This is a genomic window from Burkholderia sp. MSMB1459WGS (assembly GCF_001534535.1).
Classification (GTDB): domain Bacteria; phylum Pseudomonadota; class Gammaproteobacteria; order Burkholderiales; family Burkholderiaceae; genus Burkholderia.
In genome coordinates this window covers 212,782-231,418 of record NZ_LPMU01000059.1, presented here as the reverse complement: position 1 = coordinate 231,418, position 18,637 = coordinate 212,782, and the positions used below count along the sequence as shown (strand labels likewise).

The following is an 18,637-nucleotide window of genomic DNA, read 5'->3' as shown; positions in this document are numbered from 1 at the left end:
AGCCCGACGACGTTGTTCTTCAGCGTCTGGCGATCGATCGACTGCACGCCGAACGCCATCTGCGGCTGCTGGTCGATAAAGATCAACTGGCTGTTCTGCGGCGTCAGTACTTCAAGCTTCGGGTTGCTCATGGCGAATGGAGTCCTGTGAACGATAAAAGAGGGGCCTGCCTCGACCGCGACAGCGGGAGGAGCCCGGAATGCGTCGGCGCCGGATCGTCATCCGCGCGGCAATATTTAAGCCGCAAACGCACGGCGCGAACACCCAAGAAACGGAATCGATCCGATTCCCGAATGGATGCCCGTTCGGGGCTGCCCGCCCTTTTTTTCTTCACGCAAACCCGATACGCTTTCAAGACTTTGACGGTGCCGCTCCGGCGCCGCTCGGCCACCACCAGGCGCACCATGAAACCGTATGTCTTGTCGCTGCTCGCCGGCATCCTCGCCGGCGTCATCTACGGCGCGATCGGCGTGAACTCGCCCGCGCCGCCGGTCATCGCGCTCGTCGGCCTGCTCGGCATGCTGGCCGGCGAACAGGTCCTGCCGGTCGCGCGGCGCGTGCTGTCCGGCCACCGGCTGCACACCGCATGGCGCGATGCCAAGTGCAGCCAGCACATGTTCGGCGCGCTGCCGGGCGGCGCCGCGAACGACCGCAAGCCTTCGTGATCCACCCCATCGCCGCCCGCCACGCATGACCAACGTCGAGCTGTTCCATTACCTGCTGCTGTTGATCTGCGGCGCGGGCGCCCTCACGTGGCTCGCCGAGCGGATCTCGATTCCGCCGGCCGTCGTGCTGCTGCTCGGCGGCTGCGTGGTCGCCGTCGCCGGCAAGCGCGTGCCCGACATGGACCCGGCGCTGCTGCTCGCGGCAGTGCTGCCGCCGCTGTTGATGTCGAGCGGCTTCTACACCGCGTGGAAGGAATTCCGGCAGGAACTCGCATCGATCGCGTCGCTCGCGCTCGGGGCCGTGGCGTTCACGACCGTCGCGGTCGCGCTCGCCGTGCATGCGGCGAATCCCGCGCTGCCGTGGGCCGCGTGCTTCACGCTCGGCGCGATCGTGTCGCCGCCCGACGCGGTCGCCGCGAAAGCGATCCTGCAGCGCCACCCGCTGCCCGCACGGCTCGTCGCGGTGCTCGAAGGCGAAAGCCTCGTCAACGATGCGTCGGGCCTGCTGCTGTACCAGATGGCCGTGTCGGCCGCACTCGCCGCGTCGATCACGGCGGCGAGCGCCACCGGCCTGTTCTTCTCGCTCACGCTGATCGGCATCGCAGTCGGCCTCGCATGCGGTCATGCGATGTGCTGGGTGCTGCAACGCCTGCGCGAGCCGATGCTCGGCATCGTCGTGACCTTCGCGATGGCATGGGGCAGTTACGGGATCGCGGAAGCCGTCGACGGCTCGGGCGTGCTGTCGGTCGTCACCTGCGGCCTCGTGCTGGGCGTGCGCCAGCATCGCGTGTTCGACGCCGACATGCGGATCAAGGCGAAGGCGACGTGGGAAGCGATCGTGTTCGTGCTCGACGCGCTCGTGTTCATCCTGATCGGCCTCGCGCTGCACGCGATCCTCGCGCGCGTGAACCACGAAGGCGCGGTGCTGACGGCCGGGCTGCGGGTCGCGCTGCCGGCGACGGCCGCCGCGATCGGCGCGCGCGTGGTGTGGGTGTTCGTCGCGATGTGGCTGCCGGGCCGCCTGCGCGCCCGGCGCACGGGCCACGCGCCGTGGTCGTGGCGCGAGGCCGTCGTGCTCGGCTGGTCGGGCATGCGCGGCGTCGTGAGCCTCGCGGCCGCGATCGCGCTGCCCGCCACCTTCCCCGGCCGCGACCTGATCCTGTTCAGCACGTTCCTGCTGATCATCGCGACGCTCGTCGTGCAGGGCGGCACGCTCGCGCCGCTGATCCGCGCACTGAAGCTGCGCCCGGCCGGGCGCCGCACGATGTCCGAACACGCGGTGCGTGCGCACACGTTCGGCGCGGCGCTCGCCGAACTCGATGCGCGCGAACAGCGCGGCGCCGGCCTCGAACGTGCATCGCTCGACCGGCTGCTGACCGAATACCGCAACCGCGTCGCGTTCAACGAACGCGCGCACCGCGACGGAGCGGCGCCCGCGGACGTACGCGCGCGGATGCTGCGCGTCGAGCTCGAACTGGTTGGCGTGTCGCGCGGCGCGCTGCTCGACCTGCATCGCGACGGCAAGGTCGACGACGCGGTGCTGCACCGCATAGAATCGGAGCTCGATTTCGAGGAGCTGCGGCTGCAGCGCCTGCTCGAACCGTAACGCCCGGCCTGCCCGGCCGGCCCGTCCCCTTTCCCCACCTGGAACCGCAATGAGCGAACTGTCCGTCGAAGCGAGCATCGGCCCGGTCGATTACCTCGTCCACTTCAGCGATGGCGTCCATCAGTGGCGCGCCGACGAACCCGCGTCGCTCGGCGGCGGCGATGCGGCGCCGACGCCGGTCGCGCTGCTGCTGTCGAGTCTCGGTGCGTGCACCGCGATCACGCTGAAGATGTACGCGCAACGAAAAGGCTGGCCGCTCGACGAAGTGCACGTGAAGCTCGCGCACGAAGCGGGCAGCGCGGGCAGCACGATCGTGCGCCGCATCACGCTCGACGGCGACCTGACCGACGAGCAGCGCGAACGCCTGCTGCAGATCGCGAATGCCTGCCCGGTGCACAAGATCCTCACGCATCCGATCGCGATCGATACGGCGATCGCCTGACGCATTCCCCCTGACCACGACCCAGCCCACCATGTCCGCCTCGATCAAGACCCTGCTCACGCCGCGCGAAAGCGATATCGGCAACCTCGTCGTGCGGCGCGTGCTGCCCGCGCGCGCGGCGCGCCTCGTCGGCCCGTTCATCTTCTTCGACGAGATGGGGCCGGCCGTGTTGCCGGCCGGCCGCGGCATCGACGTGCTGCCGCATCCGCACATCGGGCTCGCGACCGTCACCTACCTGTTCGAGGGCTCGCTGATGCATCACGACAGCCTCGGCTTCCGGCAGAAGATCGTGCCGGGCGACGTGAACTGGATGACGGCCGGCCGCGGCATCGTGCATTCGGAGCGCTCGCCCGACGAGGATCGGCCGCACGAGCAGCCGGTGCACGGGATCCAGACCTGGGTCGCGCTGCCGGTCGAGCATGAAGACACCGCGCCCGCGTTCGTTCACCACGCGGCCCACACGCTACCGTCGTTCACGCGCGACGGCGTGACCGTGCGCGTGATCGCGGGCACCGCGTTCGGGCGCGCGTCGCCGGTCGCCGTGTTCTCGCCGACACTCTATGCGGTGGCCGAATTCGCGCCGGGCGCACGGCTCGCACTCGATGCGGAGCACGACGAACGCGGCGTGTATCTGGTCGATGGCGATCTCACCGTCGACGGCACGCCGCTCGCGAGCGCGACGATGGCCGTACTCGAACCGGGCGCGACCGTCGCGCTCGCGTGCACGCACGGCGCACGCGTGATGCTGCTCGGCGGCGCACACCTGCCGGGCGAGCGGTTCATCGAATGGAATTTCGTGTCGAGCCAACGCGCGAAGATCGACGCCGCACGTGCCGCGTGGGCCGATCAGACGTTCGGCAAGGTGCCGGGCGAAGAAAGCGAATGGACGCGCCAGCCGGAACGCAAGACGCAATAAGCGTCCCGTCCCGACGCACCGACGACGGCCGGCAGCCATTCCGGCCGTCGTGCCGATCGTCGTGCATTTACCGCTTCAATCCCATCAGCTTCGCGAGCGTCGGCCAGCGTTCGAGCGACGCGTCGAACGCGCGGCGCGCCTGTTCGTCGACGTAGCGCTCGGGATCGAGCGCGGGCAGATGCCGCGCGAGGCCGATCACGTCGTTCGGTTGCGACAGACGATCGTCGTCGCCTTCGCCGGTAATCGTTACTGTTCGTCGATCCATACGCCGTCCGGAGTCTTGACCGCGTAACCCGCGGCCGTCTGCATCGTCACCGTGCCCTCGTTCTCGCCGATCATCCGCGTACGCGGCAAATCGGTCGCGTATTGCGCGAGCGTCGCGCCCGGCTTGAACGGGCTGTTCGACACGAGGTTCGACAGCAATTGCGCGAGCGCGAGGAAGCTGGTCGGCTGCTCGATCACGGTCGTCGCGCCGTGATTGCCGGCGAAACCGACGAGCCGCACGCCGACCGGCCCATGCACGATGCGCGGCGTCGGAATCTCGCGCAGCCCCGCGACCTGGTTCTTGTCGCCGCGCAACGCGGCGCCGTGCTCGGGCACGAACACGATCACCGCGCGGCGGCCCGATTGCGCGATCAGGTCGGCGAGCCGGTCAAAGTCGGTCATCAGCTTCGTCGCGCGCTGCGGATACGAGTCGATGCTCGTCAGCGCGCTGCCGACCACGCGGTTGCCGTCGTGCAGGCTGATCGTGTTGTAGTACAGCGCGACCGGCCCCGGCACCGCCGCGCGCTGCGCGTACCAGTTGGCGAGCGTCGCATAGTCTTCCTTGATCGCCGAGCCGTCGAACGCGTGCATCGCGACCGGCGCGGCCGCGTTCGAGATCATCGGCGCATCGGCCACGCCGATGTTGTCGTGGATCACCTGCAGGAAATTGTCGAAATGGCCGTCGTGGTTCAGCAGCGACTGCACCGTGTAGCCGGCGCCCGCCAGTTGCGAGAACAGGTGGCACTGCTGCGGCGCGGGCTTGTACAGGTCCGCATGCGCTTCCTGCCCGCAGCTCGCGCGCAGCACGCGGATCGCCGCCGGGCCGCTGTAGCTCGCGGCCGTGCTGAAGTTCGTGAACAGGTAGTCGAAGTGGCTCAGCATCGGATGGTTGCGCACCTTCGCCACATCGAGGTCGTCCCACGACAGCGAGCAGATATGCAGCACGATCACGTCGAACTGCGCGGCCGGATCGCTGCCGAGATGGCCGAACGCGACCTGCCGCTGCGACTCCTGCGTGCGGAACGTCGCGAGCGCCGCGTTGCGATCCTCGGGCTGGTCGACGCGGGTGGCGCCCGCCGCGCTCGCCTGCTGCTGGGCCGGCGCGGCGACGCGCGCCATCAGCCCGCTGCCGGCCTGCCACATCGGCATCGCGACCAGCGCGACCACCACGAACGTCGCGACGCGCAGCCAGCGGTTGACGATGAAATAGCCGATCAGCACGCCGACGATCGTCAGCGCCAGCACGGGCGGCAACAGGCGCGGCAACAGCTCCATCCAGTAGTCGAGGCGGAACGTGCTGACCTCGCGCACGGCCTCCGCGAGACGGGCGAGCGGGGGCGCATGCAGCTCGCGCGCGAGCAGCGGCACCGCGATCGCGATCGCCACGACCTGCCGGACGATGCGCCACGCGCGCGACCGCAGCGGCGCGCTCGCCGCCAGCGCCACCGCGAACGCGAGGTTCGCGAGCCAGAACGGCTGCAGGTGCCCGGTCGCGAACAGCGCGAACTTCAGGATGAAATACAGATTCCAGAACGTCATCTAACCCACTCCATGATGCGCGCCGCGTCAGTCGCGCGCGCGATCGAGTTTCGGCGCGAGCATGGCCTGCAGGCCGCGCGCCGCACCCTTCCACATCCGTACATAGCCGTCCAGCCCGATCCGCAGCACTTCCTTGAGTCCGCCGAGCGGCGTGTCGGGCCGCGCGCCTTCGTGCCAGTCGAGCCACGCATCCGCGCGGCCGAACGTGCATTGCACGAGCTGGCGCTCCTGCTCGAGCGTCAGTTCCTCGAAGCTCACGCCGACGTGGGTCGGCGTCGCACGGGTCACGCGCACCGGGAACGGAAACGCGCGGTCGCCGCGCGTCACGCACACCGTCAGCGTGTCGCCGACGGCGAGCGGCAGCCCCGGCACCGCTTCGAGGCCGAGGCCACCGGTCGAGTAGTCGCTCGTGAAGCATGCGGCGGTCGAGCCGTCGGCGAGCAGCAGCATCGCCGGCACCCGCATCGCGATCCGGTGCGTGACGCGCACCTGCTTCGTCTCGCGCGCGACGGCCAGCGCCGCGCCGAGCATCGCGAGGTTGTACACGGTCCAGCCGAGCGTGATCAGGATCGTCGACGCCTCGTCGCCCCGCTCGGTCACGAGCCGCCACAGGCCGGCGACGATCGCGAGCACGTTCAGCGCGAACAGCACGAGATACGGCTTCGACGTCGACCAGTCGACGTAACCTTCGTCGATCTTGCCGCCCTTGTCGGTCACGTTGAACTTGCCGTGCTTCGGGCTGAAGAACGCGACGGTGGTCGGCAGCGCGATGTACCACGCGAGCACCGATTCGTAGACCTCGGCCCAGAACGAATGCCGGTAGCGCCCCTGCATCCGCGAATTCGCGATGTTCGCGAGCACGAGATACGGGATCACGTAGCTCGCGAGCGCGAGCGACGACGCGTTGATGAAGTACAGGTGGAAGAACAGGTATGCGAGCGGGATCGTCAGGAATACCAACCGCGGAATCCCGTAGAAGAAATGCAGCATCGCGTTGCCGTAGCAGATCCGCTGGATCAGGCCGAGCCCGCGCCCGAGGAACGGGTTGTCGATGCGGAAGATCTGCGCCATCCCGCGCGCCCAGCGCGTGCGCTGCTTCACGTGGCCGGCGAGGCTCTCGGTCGCGAGGCCGGCCGCCTGCACGGTCGGCAGGTACGCCGACGTGTAGCCGCGCCGATGCAGCTTGAGCGCCGTATGCGCATCCTCGGTCACGGTCTCGACCGCGACGCCGCCGACCTCTTCCAGCGCGCTGCGCTTGAGCACCGCGCACGATCCGCAGAAGAACGTCGCGTTCCACAGGTCGTTGCCCGATTGAACGAGGCCGTAGAACAGGTTGCCCTCGTTCGGCACCTCGCGGAACGTGCCGAGGTTGCGCTCGAACGGATCGGGCGAGAAGAAATGGTGTGGCGTCTGCACGAGCGCACACTTCGGGTCGCGCAGGAACACGCCCATCGTCGTCTGCAGGAACGAGCGGGTCGGCACGTGATCGCAGTCGAAGATCGCGATGTACTCGCCGTGCGTTTGCGGCAGCGCACGGTTGATGTTGCCGGCCTTCGCGTGGCGGTTGTCGTCGCGCGTCAGATAGTCGATGCCGGCCTCGGCCGCGAATGCCGCGAACGCCGGACGCCGGCCGTCGTCGAGCAGGTACACGCGCAGCTTCGCGCTCGGCCAGTCGATGCTCTGCGCGGCGAACACCGTCGGCTTCACGACCGACAGCGGCTCGTTGTAGGTCGGGATATAGACGTCGACGGTCGGCCAGGTATCCGGATCGTCGGGCAGCGGCACGATCGGCCGATCGAGCGGCCACGCGGTCTGCACGAAGCCGAGCAGCAGGATCATCCACGTATAGGCTTCGGCGCCGTACAGCAGATAGCCGGCGACGGCTTCGACCGGGCCGCGAAAATCGAGCGTCTGGGTCGTGCGCCACCACACGTAGCGCACGGCCGCCAGCAGCGCGAGCGACGCGAGCGCGAGGGTCGGCAGGTGGCCGGGCAGCCGGCGCAGCGCGAGCGCGAGCACCGCGACGATCGCGAAGAACGCGAACTGCGCGCCGGGCATCAGCGGCGACATCCCGGCCGCCGCCCACAGCACCGCGCCGGCCGCGAGCAGCAGCGGCGCGAGCCAGCGGCGCCGGCCGACGCCGTTCGCGCGCGCATCGAGCCAGCCGCCCCAGCGCGCCCACGGCAGACGCTCGAGCATCGCGTCGACGCGCCGCCCGAGCGCGCGCCCGGCCACGTAGACGGGCACCACGAACGTGTCGAACCACGCGAGCGGATCGTGCACGGGACGGCCGTCGGCCGCGCGCGGAGCGCGCACGATCGCGCGCCACAGCCATTCGCGCACGCTGAGCGGCTGCAGCACGCCCCAGTCTCGTGCGAGCCTCAGGAACGCGACGCGCACCCAGCGGCGCACGCGATCGGGCCGGCCGGGCGGCGGTGCGTGGAAGAACAGCCGCACGAGCCAGTCGACCCGCGTGCGTTGCGCCGGCAGCCCGATGCCGCGCGCGCACCAGTCGGCCGCCCGACGGCCGAACGCGCGCAGTCGCGACGCGAGCGCGGCCTTCATCGCGCCGCTCCGGCACGGCCCGCGACGGCCGCCGCGAGCCATGCATCGACCCAGTTCGCGACGCCGTTCAGGTCGTGCGACGCCTGCGAATAAGGCGCGTCGTCGAAGATCCAGCTGCCGCGCGCGAGCGCTTCGGGCACCGCCGCGTCGACGTGGATGCGCTGCTCGAGCATCGATGCCGGCCCGGCGACCGCGCGCAGCATCGCCAGCGCGTCGCGCTGCATGTCGCGCGCCGGGTTCAGCCGGTTCACGACGATCTGCAGTTCGCCACGGCCGGCCCGCAACGCGCCGAGCCGCGCGGCCGTCGTCGCGCAGGCGGCCGGCTCGGGCGGCACGACGACGAGCGTCAGGTCCGCGCACCGGATCGCCTGCCCGGCCTGCGGCGACGGATAGCGGGCGGTGTCGATCAGCACGACGCCGTCGGGCGGCAACGCGATCTCGTCGAGCGCGCGCGACAGCCAGGCCGGATCGGCCGCGAGCCGCGCATCGCACGCGGCAGCCCCGGCCGCATCGACCTGCCCGTACGGCACGAACAGCACGCCGTCGGTGTTGCGCCACGTGTGCGCGTGCCACGGCTCGGCGCCGCCCAGCAGGCTGTGCGCGAGACCGTGTTCGGCCAGCGTGTCGAGGCCGAGCGCCGCGCCCATCAGGTTCTGTGCATCGAATTCGACGGCGACGACCGGCCGGCCGCGGCGCGCGAGCAGCACCGCGAGCGCGGCGGCGAGCGTCGTGCGGCCCGCGCCGCCCGTCGTCGAAGCAACGGCGATCGTCTTCATCGTGCCGCCTCGCTGTCGCGATTGTCGCGGTTGTCGCGATCATCGCCGCCGGCGCCCGGCAGCAGGCGGCCGCGCAGCACGACAGGCACGAGTTCGCACGGTACCGCGTCGCGCCGGTCGATGCCGCGCGGCGCGGAAAAGCCGCGGCCGATGCCGAGGTGCTGCGCGACGATCCACACCGGCACCGCAATCGCGATACCGACGACGAAGCCGATGACGAGGTCGGCGATCATGCGTCCTCCTGCTTGCGCAGCGGCATCGCGCTGCGGACGGCGCCGCGCGCACGCGCGGCGGGAACGACGGGGTCCGGCGCCGCGGGGGCGACGGCGGGCGCGGGCGCGGGCGCGGACGCCTGCGGCACGCCCATCGCGTCGAGCGCGACGACGGTATCGATCGCATCGATCGCGTCGCTCACCTCGCTCGCGTCGGGCAACGCCGCGCCGCGAGCGGCGCGCGCGCCGCCCGCCGGCTGCGTCGCCGCGAACAGGTCGCTGTAGTCGGCGATCGGCGCACGCCGATTCTCGGCCGTCAGCGCGTCGAGCTCGGTGTCGATGCTGCCCTGTCCGAGGCATACGACGCGGTCGGACAGCGTATCGACCGGCACGTCGAAGATCCGCGCGAGCGCGTCGTCGGCGTCGACCGGCTCGCACGCGAACAGGAACACGAACAGGTGTCCGGCATCGGCCGTCACGATGTCGCCCGTGCGGCGCGGCCGGCAGTGTCGCAGCGCGTCGACGTGCGACACGCCCGGCAACAGCGCGAGCTTCGCGAGCGTATGCGGCAGCGCGAGCACCGCGCCGCGGTCGAGCACCGCGCGAACCCGCTGGCAGAACGCGCCGACCGGCAGATAGCCGAGCACCGAATCGCCGAGCGCGGCCGCGAGCGCCGCACGATAGTCGGCCGCGACGGGCCGCGCGTAAAGCTGGCCGTGCAGCGCGTGCACGGCGGCCTGCATCCGCGAGGCGGGCAGATCGCGCGCGACGACGCGGTTCGCGCCGACGCTCAGCACGAGCACCTCGAACTGCTGGCGCAGCACCTCGCCGCGCTCGACGACCGCGATCTTCAGCGCGCCGCCGCACTGCCGGCGCAGCGCGTGCACGTCCGCGCACAGCGCTTCGAGTTGCGGATGCGAACGGAACGCGAGCACCGCGGTGGCGGCCTGCGCATGCGCGCACGCGGCGGCGACGGCCGCGTTGTCGTCGACGATTTCCCAGCCGTCCGGCACGCGGCTCGCACCGTCGAGCACCGCGCGGCTGACCACCACGCGATCCTCGTCGTGCGCGAGCTTCATCCGCCGCGCCGGTTCGGTCGCGCCGCCATCGACGTTCGCCGACAGCCGGCCGCCCGGCGCGAAGCGCAGCGGCCGCACCTCGCCGGCTGCGAGCGTGTCGCCCGCGCGCCAGAAATCGACGACCCACAGCAGCTCGCCGTGCGTGCGCTGCAACTGCGCGACGCCCGAACAGATACCGTGGAAGTCGCCGCGCTGCGTGCGATCCGCATCGCGCACGAGCGGCGCATCGTCGGCGCGGGCGGCGCCGCCCGCACGGGTCGCTTCCGGGTCGAGCAAAAGCACGAGCGCGATCCGGCGCGCGCGGCACCAGTCGGCCAGTGCGTACGCTTCGTCCGCGAGCGCGGCCGGATCGTCCCAGCTGAACCAGCGCTGTGCGCCTTCGACGAAATACAGCGAACGCGCATGCAGCCCGTAGCGCTTCATCGCGCGCAAGCCGCCGGTCAGCCGCGCGAACGCGCCCGGCGCCGCGCGGCGCGGCGCGTTGCCGGCCAAGCCGGCGTCGGCGCCGTCGTCGGCCGGCTGGGCCGCCGCCGGCATCGCCAGCACGTTCAGGTTGCGCGGCCAGCCGGCCGGCTGTGCGCCTCCCGCGAAACCGAGCGATGCCATCTGCGCGGCGACGCGCGCCGGATCGCGCGCCAATACGATCGTGACGTCGCGCGTGCGCGCCTGGCGCGCGCTTTCCCATACGAGCGCATCGCATGCCGGCGTGCCGCCGGCCGCGTAGATCGCATAAAGGCCGCCGGCTTCCAGTTGCGTCCACGTGTCGGGCAAACCGTCGATCGCGAGCCGGCTCAATGCGCCGGCGCGGCCGCCCCCCGGCCCCACGCGCAACAGCGCGCGCAGGCGGTCGGCCAGGCCGGTGGCGCCGGGCGCGGAGCGGGCGGCATCGAATTCCGTATTCACGACGTTCCCCTAGTAATCCGAATAAAGCCGCACGGGCGTCGGCGTCACGAGCCAGTTGCGCGGCGCGCGTGCGTCGAACGCATAGCGCAGGTAGACGAGCGCCGAGCTCGGCGCATAGTCGTGCGACCGGTCGACGTGCAACTGCGCGCCGACGCTCAGGTGCGGGTTCACGCGATATTCGAAGATGCCGTTCACGCCGTACGAGAACGACACGCCGCGCGTCGAACTGCCCGCGTACACGAACCCGGCCGCCACCTGCGCGGCGCGCTGATCGGAGAACGTCGGGTAATACGGCGAATCCTTCTCGTAGCTGTTCGAGATCCCGCCCGTGACGGTCAGGTCCCACGACAGCGCATCGTGCCGCCCCGCCCATTCGATCGGCACGCCGAGCGACAGATAGCGCTGCGGACTGTAGTAACCGCCCTGCCCGTACGTGTAGTAGCGCAGGTTCTGCGCGTAGTGCCACGCATTGCCGACGAGCCCGGTGCTGACCTTCATCGTCGCGCGCTCGTACACGGGCACCGTGAAGCCGGTGCGCAGCGTGGCTTCCGCATTGCGTTCGACGTTGCGGCCGGACAGCACGCCCGCACCGAGTTCCGCGAACAGGTTCGTGCGGCCGACGTCGACCGACGCGCGCAGGCTCACGCCGTCGCGGCGCACGCCGCCCCACACCGCGCCCGTCCACGGGTCGCGCATCCCCGCGTACGACAGCACGCTGCTCGTTTCCGGCCGCCGTGATGCATTCACGGAGAAGCTCGCGGGGCCCGCGTCGAAGCGATAGCGCACGCCGCCGACGAGGTAATGCACCGGAAAGCCGAGCGGCGACGTGCCGAGATCGACGCGCCACGCATCCGACAGATAGCCGGCGCCGAGCGCGACGCCCGTCGTCGACTGGTGCAGCGAGCCCGGCGGATTCGCGAGCAGCGCGGGGGCCGGCGGATTCGTCCGTGCCCTGAGCGCCGCATAGGTACCGAACGTCTTCAGCGAATACGCGTCCGGATCGCTCGTGTCGAGCGTGCCAGGGTCGAGATGCACGGTGTCGATCTGCGCGAACACGTGCCCGTCGTAGCGGATCGGCATCTGCAGGTAGATCGGCACCTGCTGCGCGCGATACGACGAGATGCCTTCGTCGCCCGATTTGTATGCGGGCATCCAGCCGGTCTCGATCTCGGGATTGCGCCGCTGCTCGAGTTCCGCGAACGCGGCCTGCGCGGGCGTGAGCCCGTCGCGGCCCGGGCTCACGCCCGTCGTGCGTTCCTGCGACCGCGACAGCCGGTACAGCGACGCCGCGTCGTCATAGCGGCCCTGCGTCTCGGCCACACGCCCGGCCGCGACCGTCACGTCGGCGCGGGCCGGATACGCGGCCTGCAGCCGCTCGGTCACCAGCGCGGCGTCGTCCGGGCTACGCAGCGCGTTCAGGCGGCGCACGGCCGACAGTTGCGTGTCGACGTCGTCGTCCGGCGTGCGCGCCAGCACGGCCAGCACGCGCTCGCGCGCGGCGGCACGGTTGCCGCTGTCCTCGTCGATCCGCGCGAGCGCGAGCTGCGTATCGGCGTCGTCCGGCGTGTGCGCCACGACCGGCCCGAGCGCCTCGCGCGCGGCGCCGTAATGGCCCTGCGCGCGTTCGAGATCGGCGAGTTCGAGCGCGTAACGCTTGTCCGCCCGGCCGGCCGGGCTCGCGCGATCGAGCAGCATGCGCGCCCGTGCATAGTCCTGTCGCGCGATCGCATCGTCGGTCTGCCGCAGCACGAGCCGCAGCGACTGGTCCTCGAGCCGCGCCGTCTGCGCGGGCGTCAGCGCCGGGTCGCGGCGCAGCGTGTCGAGCCACGCGGCGAGCGCATCGTCGCGCCCGGCGCTGCCGAGCAGGTCGCCGTAGCGCAGCCGCACGTCCGCGTCGGCTTCGCGCGGATGCGCGGCGATCCAGTCGTGCAGCGGCGCGAGGCCGCGCTCGGGTTCGCCCGCGTCGATCCACTGCGCGCCGATCGCGGCGAGCATGTCGGGATCGTCCGGCGCGCTCGCCTGCGCGTGCGCGAGCGTGGCGGCGAATGCCGCGCGGTCGCCGCGGGCATGCGCGCCGCGCGCGTCGGCCAGCGCGCTTTCGGCATCGAGCTTGCGCGCCAGCGCGCGCATGCCGTCCGAACGGTGCGCATCGTCGATCGGCGCGAGCGCGGCCTGCGCGCCCGCGACATCGTCGAGCGAGTTGCGGTACAGCGCGCTCGCGTAGCGCATCTCGGGCGTGTCGCTCCGTGCAAGCCCGTCGTCCATCACCGTGCGGCCGAGCTGCGGCAGCCCCATGTCGCGATAGAGGCGCGCGAGCGCGAAGCGCGTCCACGGCGCGTCGGGCGCCGCGCGCACGGCCGCCTCGTAGCGTTGCGCGGCCGGCCCGCGTGCGCCCTTGTCGGCCAGCGCACGCGCCTCCTTCGCGAGCAGGTCGCCGCGCAGGCCGTCGAGCGCGCGGCGCTCGTCGGTGCCCGTCACGCGCCCTTGCAGCGCGTCGAGCAGCGGGCCGATCCGGTCCGCACGGCCGGTGTTTTCATACAGCGTGGCCGTGTCGCGCACGGCCGACAGGCTCGGCGAGCGTGCGGCCAGCAAGCCGCGCAGCAGCGGCTCCGCCTGCGCCCAGTCGCGCTGCGCGAGCAGCGCATCGGCGAGCTGCAGCTTCGCGTCCGGGTTGTCCGGCTGCATCGCGAGCGCCGCACGTGCGGCGCGTTCGGCATCCTTCGGGCGGCCCGCGCTGGCCGCTTCGCGGCCCTGGGCGAGCAGCCCCCAGAACTGCGCGGTACGCGCGAGGCCCAGCCATTTGCCGCGTTGGTCGGTCGCACGCGTCGCGGCCCGCGCGAACAGCGCGCGCGCTTCGTCGTGCCGCCCTTCGCGCAGACGCAGCAAGCCGAGCCCGCCCAGCGCATCGGCGTCGTCCGGGCGCGAGCGCGCGGCGCGCGCAAGCAGCGGATCGGCGGCGGCTAGGTCGCCGCGCGCAAGCGCCTGCAACCCGCGCTGCTGCGCGATGTAGTCGGGATCGCGTTCGAGCCGGCGCTGCGCATCGCGCTGCCGCTCGAGGCCGGCGGCGCGATCGCGGAATTCGGTGTCGTCCGGTGCGAGCGCGAGATAGGCCTGCAGCGCATCGAGATACGCCGGGTCGCTGCCGGCCGACTGCAGCACGCGCCGCCACAGCGCCATCGCTTCCGTATGGTCCGCGTCGGCGCGTTTCGCGAGCGACGCTGCGATCCGGTTCGCTTCCGCGCGCGTGTCGTCGCGCTGGTTCAACAGCCGCGCGAGCGCGACCGATGCGCTCGTGTCGCGCGGATCGGCGGCGACCGCGCGGCGCAGCGCGGCGATCGCCGGCGCGCGCCCGCCCGGCGCATTCGACACGATCTGGTAATACTCGGCGCCGAGCGCCCCCGCCGGCGCGCCGTTCGGAAACAGCGCGACGATCCGCCGGGCCGCCTCGTCGGCGCGGCCGCTGCGCGCGAGCAGCCGGATCTGCGCCATCTCGCCGCGCCCGCTCGTCGCGACGCGGTATTCGTCGGCCACCCGCCGCGTCGCAGGCGCATTCGGCGCCTGCGCCTGCAGCCGCGCCAGCGAGGCCTGCGCGCCTTTCGCGTCGCCGAGCCGCAGCAGCACGCGCACCTGTTCGGCCAGCAGCTCGGGATCGCCCGGCGCGATCAGCAGGCCCTTGCGCAGCGCATCGCGGGCGAGATCGTCGCGATGCTTGATGCCCCACATCCGCGCGGTATCGAGCTCGCGCCGCGCATCGGCCGCAGCCGAGGCCGCCGGTGCCGCGGGGTTCGCCATCGCCGCGCCCGACGCCACGCCCGGCGCCGCCGCGCACACCGACGACGCGAGCCACGCGAATCCCGCGACGTGAGGCACGGCGCACTTCAGCGGGCGGCGCACGAACGGCCTCCCCAGCGGGTGTCGAGCGTGCCGTCCGCCCCGAACCGGTAGCGGCCGTCGCGCCAGCCGAGGCCGAACAGCGTCAGCACGCTGGTGTAATAGCCGGGCGCCGATTGGCGCGCGAGCGTGTCGACGCGGGCTGCCTGCGCATCCGCGAGCGCGTGCTGGCCGCGTGCGTCGAGAAACGGCACGGCCGCCGCGGAGAATCCGCCGTTGCCGTCGTTCGGCCCCGCGACGCCCGTCGTCGTATCGACCCGCTCCGGCGGCGCGCCGTGCGCGGCGATATGGTCGGCGAACGGCGCGAAGCGCGCGAGCAGCGGCGCGGCGAGCGGATCGGCGCGGTCCAGCATGCCGGCCCACAAGTACACGCGGATCGCGTTGTAAGCGCTCTGCGCCTGCGTGTCCGGATCGGGCCCGAAACCCTTGCCCGCGCGATACAACGCCCAGTCGGGCGAGAAGCCCTTCGGCGCGGTGTCGAGCAGCACGCGTCCGGTGCTGGATGCCAGCGCGGCCCAGCGACGGTCGTCGGGCAGCCGCGCGCCGAGCGCGCGGATCACCTGCGGCGGCGAATAGCTCGGATTCACGCGCCATTGGCCGTTGGCCAGCTTGAACCCGGTCGGCCCCGGCAGCAGCGTGAGGCCGAGGCCCGGCACGGTCGCCGTCTCGGTGTCGAGCACGCGCTTCGCGAGCAGCGCGCCGCGCGCCGTATAGCTGCGCTCGTGCCACAGCCGTCCGGCCTCGACGAGCGCATACGCGATCCACAGGTCGGCGTCCGACGCCGCGTTCGCGTCGAGCACGCGCCACGCGCCGTCGGGCGCGCGGCCCCACAGCCACGCCGGCAGATGCGCGCTCAGGTCGCCCTGCGCGAGATTGTTCTCGGTCCATGCGAGGATCGTGTCGAACATGCGCCGGTCGTTCGCGACCAGCGCGAAGAAAAGTCCATACGCCTGCCCCTCCGATACCGTGCGCGAATCGGCCGAGCCGACATCGATCACGCGGCCGTCGGCCGAGACGAAATCGCGCTTGAACGCATCCCAGCGCGGCCACGCCGCGCCGCACCCCGCGCCCGCCGCATCGGCTGCACCGGCCCCCGCGGCGTGCGCGCGCGTGGCCATGCCAGCCGCCGCGCACGTCACCGCGACCGCCAGCGCGAGCGTCGCGCCGGCACGCCGCGCCGGCTGCGTTGCCCGTCGCTTCGTCATTGCCCGCGCCATCCGTTACATCCCCCGTCGACGCGCGGCGATTCGCTGCAGCACGCTGAACACGCCGAGCGCGAGCAGCAGCCCCGCGACGACACCGACCGCGCCGAGCACGACCGGATGCCGCGCCGCCTGCGTCCACACGCGCGCATACCACGGCACGAAGCCGACCACGTACGGCTCGCCAACCCGCAAGCTGTCGACCTGCCCCGGCCGCACCAGCGCGAGGTCGCCCTGCAACTGCGACACGAGCCCGGCGTTCTCGAACACGTCGAGCAGATCGCCGAGGCGCCGCTGGTCGGTCGCCGTCAGCGCGACGACGCTGCGGCCGCGGCTGCCCGGCAGCTCGAACCCGGCGAGCGCCGCGAGCGGGCCGGTCTGTTCGACGTGCGCGCCGCCGTCGGCGACGCCTACGCCGTTGCGCCAGCGCTCCTTCACCGTGAACGCGACGCGCGTCGCGCCCGCGCCACCCGCACCGCCCTGCTCGCCGATCGCGAGCGGCAGCGCCGCGCCCCAGTGCGCGAGCAGCGGCGACGCCGGCGAGCCGTCGATCACGAGCAGATCCTTATGCCCCGACAGCGCGGCGACGTCGCCGGGCCGCGCGACCTGCACGCGCAGCGCCGGAAAGCCGGTCCATTCGCCCATGTGGCCGAGCATCGTCAGGTAGGCCTCGAGCTCCTGCGGCGACGGCCGGTCGGGCATCACGACGGCCGTTTGCGACAGGTCCGCGAAGCGCGTGAACGGGAAGCCGCTGTTCGCGAAGAACGCGAGATTCGGCAATTGCGCGTAATGGACGAAGTGCGAGAAGTCGATCGTCGAATCGGGATCGATCGCCGCGCGCTGCGGCTCGGTGGCCGTGCTCGAACACAGGCCCGTCTTCTGCGAATCGAGCGTGAAGCGGAACTGCAGCTGATTGCCGCTGCCGACGCGGAACGCGGGAATGTCGACGTCGCTCGTCACGCGCCCTTCCGGCACCGCCAGCAGCGGCAGCTGCATGCGACCGTGCGCGTCCTCCGCATGAGCCGGCCCGAGCCGGTAAGACTTCACGAGCTGATCGTTGATCTCGACCGCGAGCGTCGAATTGTCCTGCACGGTCGGCGCCGTATAGCGGTAGCGCAGCGTGATCGGCACGCCCGCGCCGTTCCACGAATGCAGATCGGCCGGCACGCGCAGGTTCAGCCGGATCGCGTCGGGCGTCGTGCCGCGCACTTCCAGCTGGCGCGGGTCGTTCACGAGTTCGCGGAACGCGATCGGCCGATTCACCGGCAGCCAGCGCGGCGCGTCGTACGGCTTGCGCGGCGCGCCGAGATCGACGTGCGCGACCGTCGCCGCCGGTCCCGACAGCGCCGCGCGGCCGAGCACGAGCGTCGCGACCGCGTCGTCGACCTCGGCCGCCGTGCGGCCCGTGACGACCAGCAGCTTGCGGCCCGGCGCGGCCGGGTTGTCGGCGACCGCGAGCAGCGGGCCGCCCACCGGCGGCAGCGCGAGACCGGCCGGCAGCGTCGCGGCCGTGCCGACCACGACGGCCTGATCGTCGGCCGGCAGCGCGGCCGACACCGGGAAGCGCGCATGCCGGTAGTCGGCCAGCGCGCCGAACCACGACGCGAGCACGCCCGCGCTGCGCAGCGTCGCCGAATCGGGCGTGGCCGGCAGCACGAACGGCAGCCGCACGCGGCCGTTGTCGCGCCGGTCGAAGAACGGCGCGGGCAGCAGCGCGAGATCGTTCGGCAAGCGCACCGGCGATTCGTCGAGGATCAGCTCGCTCGTCGGGCTCACGTCCGCCCACAGCGCCGAGTTCGCCGGATCCTCGCAGTGGTCGAGCGTGTAGTGCGCGATCAGGCGCAGGCCGATCTGGTTGAAATCGGAAAAGTAGCGCGGATCGATCGGGATCTCCTGCGTCACCGTGCGGCCCGCGCGCGCGGCGTCGAACGGGACCGTCGCGATCACCTCGCCGTTCATCGACACCTTCAGGTGCGACAGCGGGAACACCAGCGACGGCGAATACGCGTAGGTCAGGCGCAACCGCGCGCCCGTGATCACGCGATCGAGCCGCACGCCGGCGTTGATCGTGCGAGCGTCGTCGGCGCCGCGCAGGCGGAGCGGATCGAACGCGCCGAGCGACGCGAACGGCACATGCACGGTCGTCGCCGGCAGGCCGGCGGCCGACGCGCTGGCCGCCGTCGGCGCCGCCGCGGGCACCGCGGCCGGCGCTGCATCGGGCGCCGCCGCGTGACCGGCAGCGACCGCCGAAGCGGCGGCGGGGGCGGCCGGCATCGGCGCGGCAGACAGCACGGCCGCGTGGAAAGCGCCGGTCATCGCGGCCGCCAGGACGAACAGCGACACGGCCGGCTTCATGCGCCGCTCCGCTGCGTCACGATCGTCCGGTCATCCTGCGCGTCGAAATCGACGCGCGCAAAGCAGCTATGCCCGTGAGTGCGCATCCCCTCTGCTTCCCCTCATATATGTTGCGCGTCGTGTAACGCGGATATGGCCTGATTGATTTATCGGAACGACGCGGCGGATTCTTCAATGATCCGTTCGTCGCGTGGCGAAGCGCCTGGCACCGGCGCCCGCCCA

General features: G+C 71.9%; 13 protein-coding genes and 1 pseudogene. 4 read left to right on the top strand and 10 right to left on the bottom strand.

From position 1 onward, the window contains the following. Positions 1-131 (bottom strand): annotated as a pseudogene (locus WT97_RS22345) (hydrolase); the annotation flags it as partial. A gap of 273 nt (positions 132-404) precedes the next feature. On the opposite strand from WT97_RS22345, the gene WT97_RS22340 reads away from it, so the two are divergent. Genes WT97_RS22340 through WT97_RS22325 form a run of 4 tightly spaced genes read left to right on the top strand, consistent with a single transcriptional unit; the run spans position 405 to position 3,629 of the window. Then, the gene (locus WT97_RS22340; RefSeq protein ID WP_060354460.1) at positions 405-665 is read left to right on the top strand and encodes a XapX domain-containing protein; all 261 of its coding nucleotides are present in this window, start codon (positions 405-407) and stop codon (positions 663-665) included. A gap of 25 nt (positions 666-690) precedes the next feature. Beyond that, positions 691-2,271 carry a sodium:proton antiporter gene (locus WT97_RS22335; protein ID WP_060354455.1) on the top strand — a complete coding sequence of 527 codons (1,581 nt, stop codon included), beginning with the start codon at positions 691-693 and terminating at the stop codon, positions 2,269-2,271. 49 nt (positions 2,272-2,320) lie between these two features. Next, positions 2,321-2,713, top strand: a complete 393-nt coding sequence (locus WT97_RS22330; protein ID WP_060354454.1) for an OsmC family protein — start codon at positions 2,321-2,323, stop codon at positions 2,711-2,713. A gap of 31 nt (positions 2,714-2,744) precedes the next feature. Beyond that, positions 2,745-3,629: a pirin family protein gene (locus tag WT97_RS22325; protein ID WP_060354453.1), complete on the top strand. Its 885-nt coding sequence runs from the start codon at positions 2,745-2,747 to the stop codon at positions 3,627-3,629. Between the two features lie 67 nt (positions 3,630-3,696). Here the strand turns inward: WT97_RS22325 and WT97_RS22320 are convergent, their stop codons facing one another. Genes WT97_RS22320 through bcsB form a run of 9 tightly spaced genes read right to left on the bottom strand, consistent with a single transcriptional unit; the run spans position 3,697 to position 18,415 of the window. Beyond that, positions 3,697-3,894: a hypothetical protein gene (locus WT97_RS22320; RefSeq protein WP_059502092.1), complete on the bottom strand. Its 198-nt coding sequence runs from the start codon at positions 3,892-3,894 to the stop codon at positions 3,697-3,699. Beyond that, positions 3,876-5,432, bottom strand: a complete 1,557-nt coding sequence (gene bcsG / locus WT97_RS22315) for a cellulose biosynthesis protein BcsG (protein ID WP_060354452.1) — start codon at positions 5,430-5,432, stop codon at positions 3,876-3,878. Before bcsG ends, WT97_RS22320 begins: the two co-directional genes overlap by 19 nt. 27 nt (positions 5,433-5,459) lie before the next feature. After that, on the bottom strand, positions 5,460-7,997 hold the full coding sequence (bcsA, locus tag WT97_RS22310) for a UDP-forming cellulose synthase catalytic subunit (RefSeq protein WP_060354459.1): 2,538 nt from the start codon (positions 7,995-7,997) through the stop codon (positions 5,460-5,462). Beyond that, entirely contained in the window at positions 7,994-8,773 is a 780-nt protein-coding gene (gene bcsQ, locus WT97_RS22305; protein WP_060354451.1) for a cellulose biosynthesis protein BcsQ, read from the bottom strand. Before bcsQ ends, bcsA begins: the two co-directional genes overlap by 4 nt. After that, entirely contained in the window at positions 8,770-9,006 is a 237-nt protein-coding gene (locus tag WT97_RS22300; protein ID WP_059502086.1) for a hypothetical protein, read from the bottom strand. The genes bcsQ and WT97_RS22300 overlap by 4 nt, the downstream gene beginning before the upstream one ends. Next, the gene (gene bcsE, locus WT97_RS22295) at positions 9,003-10,967 is read right to left on the bottom strand and encodes a cellulose biosynthesis protein BcsE (RefSeq protein ID WP_060354450.1); all 1,965 of its coding nucleotides are present in this window, start codon (positions 10,965-10,967) and stop codon (positions 9,003-9,005) included. The genes WT97_RS22300 and bcsE overlap by 4 nt, the downstream gene beginning before the upstream one ends. Positions 10,968-10,976: 9 nt before the next feature. Beyond that, entirely contained in the window at positions 10,977-14,861 is a 3,885-nt protein-coding gene (locus tag WT97_RS22290) for a cellulose synthase subunit BcsC-related outer membrane protein (RefSeq protein WP_060354449.1), read from the bottom strand. Continuing rightward, the gene (bcsZ, locus tag WT97_RS22285) at positions 14,846-16,075 is read right to left on the bottom strand and encodes a cellulose synthase complex periplasmic endoglucanase BcsZ (protein ID WP_060354448.1); all 1,230 of its coding nucleotides are present in this window, start codon (positions 16,073-16,075) and stop codon (positions 14,846-14,848) included. Before bcsZ ends, WT97_RS22290 begins: the two co-directional genes overlap by 16 nt. Positions 16,076-16,078: 3 nt before the next feature. Then, positions 16,079-18,415 carry a cellulose biosynthesis cyclic di-GMP-binding regulatory protein BcsB gene (gene bcsB / locus WT97_RS22280; RefSeq protein ID WP_060354447.1) on the bottom strand — a complete coding sequence of 779 codons (2,337 nt, stop codon included), beginning with the start codon at positions 18,413-18,415 and terminating at the stop codon, positions 16,079-16,081. Positions 18,416-18,637: the final 222 nt, after the last annotated feature.

What these genes read in the sequence shown, in the direction of transcription:
- WT97_RS22340 (WP_060354460.1), top strand. Translation starts at nt 405, where the DNA reads ATGAAACCGTATGTCTTGTCGCTGCTCGCCGGCATCCTCGCCGGCGTC.
- WT97_RS22335 (WP_060354455.1), top strand. Translation starts at nt 691, where the DNA reads ATGACCAACGTCGAGCTGTTCCATTACCTGCTGCTGTTGATCTGCGGC.
- WT97_RS22330 (WP_060354454.1), top strand. Translation starts at nt 2,321, where the DNA reads ATGAGCGAACTGTCCGTCGAAGCGAGCATCGGCCCGGTCGATTACCTC.
- WT97_RS22325 (WP_060354453.1), top strand. Translation starts at nt 2,745, where the DNA reads ATGTCCGCCTCGATCAAGACCCTGCTCACGCCGCGCGAAAGCGATATC.
- WT97_RS22320 (WP_059502092.1), bottom strand. Translation starts at nt 3,894, where the DNA reads ATGGATCGACGAACAGTAACGATTACCGGCGAAGGCGACGACGATCGT.
- bcsG (WP_060354452.1), bottom strand. Translation starts at nt 5,432, where the DNA reads ATGACGTTCTGGAATCTGTATTTCATCCTGAAGTTCGCGCTGTTCGCG.
- bcsA (WP_060354459.1), bottom strand. Translation starts at nt 7,997, where the DNA reads ATGAAGGCCGCGCTCGCGTCGCGACTGCGCGCGTTCGGCCGTCGGGCG.
- bcsQ (WP_060354451.1), bottom strand. Translation starts at nt 8,773, where the DNA reads ATGAAGACGATCGCCGTTGCTTCGACGACGGGCGGCGCGGGCCGCACG.
- WT97_RS22300 (WP_059502086.1), bottom strand. Translation starts at nt 9,006, where the DNA reads ATGATCGCCGACCTCGTCATCGGCTTCGTCGTCGGTATCGCGATTGCG.
- bcsZ (WP_060354448.1), bottom strand. Translation starts at nt 16,075, where the DNA reads ATGGCGCGGGCAATGACGAAGCGACGGGCAACGCAGCCGGCGCGGCGT.
- bcsB (WP_060354447.1), bottom strand. Translation starts at nt 18,415, where the DNA reads ATGAAGCCGGCCGTGTCGCTGTTCGTCCTGGCGGCCGCGATGACCGGC.